At 56.7% G+C, this 2,962-nt stretch carries 4 protein-coding genes; all 4 read left to right on the forward strand.

The features are described from left to right. Nucleotides 1-610: ABC transporter ATP-binding protein (locus ABJQ89_RS17315; RefSeq protein WP_348497405.1), on the forward strand; the 610-nt coding region annotated here is incomplete at its 5' end. Nucleotides 611-613: 3 nt separating this feature from the next. Continuing rightward, nucleotides 614-922, forward strand: coding sequence for a hypothetical protein (locus ABJQ89_RS17320; RefSeq protein WP_348497406.1), 309 nt, complete (start codon nt 614-616; stop codon nt 920-922). Next, nucleotides 919-2,091 carry an acetylornithine deacetylase gene (argE, locus tag ABJQ89_RS17325; protein WP_348497407.1) on the forward strand — a complete coding sequence of 391 codons (1,173 nt, stop codon included), beginning with the start codon at nt 919-921 and terminating at the stop codon, nt 2,089-2,091. The genes ABJQ89_RS17320 and argE overlap by 4 nt, the downstream gene beginning before the upstream one ends. Continuing rightward, the coding region (locus tag ABJQ89_RS17330) for an FAD-dependent oxidoreductase (RefSeq protein ID WP_348497408.1) at nt 2,092-2,962 on the forward strand (871 nt) is incomplete at its 3' end.

A 2,962-nucleotide genomic window follows, 5' to 3' on the forward strand; every position in this document is an offset into this window, starting at 1 on the left:
GCAGATGCAGTTGATGGATCAAGTTGCTGAACCGATGCGCAACTATGGCACTGCATCGGGGCAGGAGCTGACCGATCGGATCGAAATGTTGTTTGACCGTGTTGAGCTGCCGCGCAGTTTCTTGCGTCGCTTCCCGCATGAGTTATCGGGTGGTCAGCGTCAACGTGTGGCGATTGCCCGCGCCTTGGCGTTGAACCCGAAACTGATCGTTGCGGATGAAGCGGTATCTGCTTTGGACGTTTCTGTGCAGGCGCAGGTGGTGAACCTAATGATGGAACTGCAGGCGGAAATGGGTCTCAGCTATCTGTTCATCAGTCATGACATGGCGGTGGTTGAGCGCGTAAGCCACTATGTGGGCGTTATGTATCTGGGCCGTATCGTGGAAATGGGTCCGCGCGCGAATGTCTTTGAGAACCCCCAGCATGCTTATACGCAAGCCTTGATGAAGGCCGTTCCAATCGCTGATCCGCGCAAGCGCAAGGATGAGAAGGATTTGAACTTTAAGCCGATCCCATCGCCCATGCATGAGGTGGGATATGTGGCCGAACCGTCCAAGTACAAGGAAGTCAGCCCTGAGCATTATGTGTTGCTGACCGACAGCGGTTATTGAACTATGGTCAAACCTTATTACGACGTAAAGCTAGGCAAAACATATCATGCCCAAGGCTTTGTAAATATTGGAGTCTCAGCGTCTCGCTATCTCCCTAACGAAGATAGAGATGAGATAACGATTGATGTCGCGGATTTCCGAAAACTAAAAGGGCATTTCGATAGAACAACCAATCGCAATCGAACGCCGCGCGTCTTCGGTGGCACACAATTGCGCGACTGGTTCAATCTAAATTTTCAAATGGGTGAATATCTACGCGTGATATTTGCTTCACCTACCGAAATTCGGTTGGAAAAGAGAGACGATAAATGACCCAAACCCTTTCCCCGCTTGAGTTAATGACTAAGCTCATCAGCTTTCCCACAGTATCGCGCGACAGTAACCTGCCGCTGATTGATTGGGTCGAGGAATATCTGAACAGCCACGGCATCACCTGCCATCGCTACTATGATGATACCGAGGGGCGCAGTGTCGAAAAGGCCGCTCTCTTTGCTCATGTAGGGCCAGAAGTGGAGGGCGGTGTCGTTCTCTCGGGGCATACGGACGTTGTGCCTGTGGATGGCCAACCTTGGGACACTGATCCTTGGACCGTGACGGAGAAAGACGGCAAATACTACGGGCGCGGCACCTGCGATATGAAAGGCTTTGACGCCTTAGCGGTTTGGGCCTTGGTCGAGGCGCATAAACGCGGGGTGAAACGCCCTTTGCAGATCGCGCTGAGCTTTGATGAGGAAATCGGCTGCCTTGGTGCGCCGCCCATGATTGATCGCATGGTGGAAGTACTGCCAAAGGCCAGCGCTGTGATCGTCGGCGAACCTTCGATGATGCAGGCGGTGACGGGCCACAAAGGCGGGCGCGGTTGGCTGACCCATGTGGAAGGGTTTGAGGTGCATAGCTCGCTGCTGCACACAGGCGTGAACGCGATCATGTTTGGCGCCAAACTGATTGAATGGGCCAACCAGATGAACGCTGAGAACATGGGCAAAGCCCCAGATGACATCGCCGCGCTGTTTGATCCGCCCTTTACCACGGTTCATGTAGGTATGATTGAAGGGGGTACAGCCCATAACATCACAGCGAAGGACTGCCGTTTCGGCCTCGATTTTCGCGTGGTGCCGGGGGAGGATCCGACGGAATGGGGCAAGCGCTACTTTGAAAAAGTGCGCGAGGTAGAGGCCGAAATGCAGGCCATCGTGCCACAAACCCGCATTCACCTAGAGCAACGCTTTAACGTGCCACCCTTGGTGCCTGAAGAAGAGGGCGAGGCCGAAACCATGGTGCGCCAAATCACGGGCGATAATGCATCACACAAGGTAAGCTACGGCACCGAGGCCGGACAGTTCCAGGAACGCGGGTATTCTGCGGTGATCTGTGGCCCCGGCGATATCGCGCAGGCCCATCAACCCAATGAATTTTGCACCGTTGCGCAGTTCAATGCGGGGCATGATTTCATGCTGCACTTGCTTGATCGGCTGGGCTGAATGAGCTTTCCGATCACAGAGCAAAGCGCGGTTGAACATGACGCGCCCTTGCCAAGTGACGCGGACGCGATTGTCATAGGCGGTGGCATCATCGGGGTGATGACCGCGTGGGAGCTGGCGCGCGCTGGGCTGAAACCCGTGCTGCTCGAAAAGGGCCGTATCGCGGCAGAACAATCGTCACGCAATTGGGGATGGATCCGCGCGCAGGGGCGTGACATTGCCGAAATCCCGATCATGCAAGAGGCGCAAACGATGTGGGCCGAGCTGGACAAGCGCGCGGGTGGCGTCGGGCTTGCACAGACCGGCACGTTGTTTATGGCCGCGGACGAGGCGGGCATGGAGGGGTTTCAGACATGGCTGCGCGATGCCGCGCCCTATGGGTTGTCGTCCAAGGTTCTGTCGGCCCATGAGCTCGCTGATCATATTCCGACGGCCAATGCCCGCTGGCATGGTGCGCTTTATACCGCTCATGATCTTCGCGCAGAGCCTTGGATTGCGGTGCCGAAACTGGCGCGCGCAGCGGTTGAAGATGGGGTGCGGATCATTGAGAATTGCGCGGTGCGCATGCTCGATATCGAGGGCGGTAAGGTCACTGGGGTGATCACCGAAAAGGGACGGATCAAATCAACGCGCGTGGCGCTTGCGGGAGGCTCCTGGTCCTCGCTCTTGCTGCGACGCCATGGCGTGTCGGTTCCGCAATTGTCGGTGCGTGCGACAGTGGCCGCTACGGAAGCCTTGCCAGATGTCGTGTCAGACAGCGCAGTCGATGCGCGCATTGCATGGCGACGACGCGCGGATGGGGGCTATTCGCTGGCCCCTGCAGGATTTCACGAGCTGTTCGTCGGGCCAGATGCCTTTCGCGCAGTGCTCG

Source organism: Planktotalea sp., assembly GCF_039984035.1.
In the GTDB taxonomy this organism is placed as follows: domain Bacteria; phylum Pseudomonadota; class Alphaproteobacteria; order Rhodobacterales; family Rhodobacteraceae; genus Planktotalea.

Bases quoted from the DNA above. Each gene is read 5' to 3' on its own strand.
- ABJQ89_RS17320 (WP_348497406.1), top strand. From the start codon at position 614: ATGGTCAAACCTTATTACGACGTAAAGCTAGGCAAAACATATCATGCC.
- argE (WP_348497407.1), top strand. From the start codon at position 919: ATGACCCAAACCCTTTCCCCGCTTGAGTTAATGACTAAGCTCATCAGC.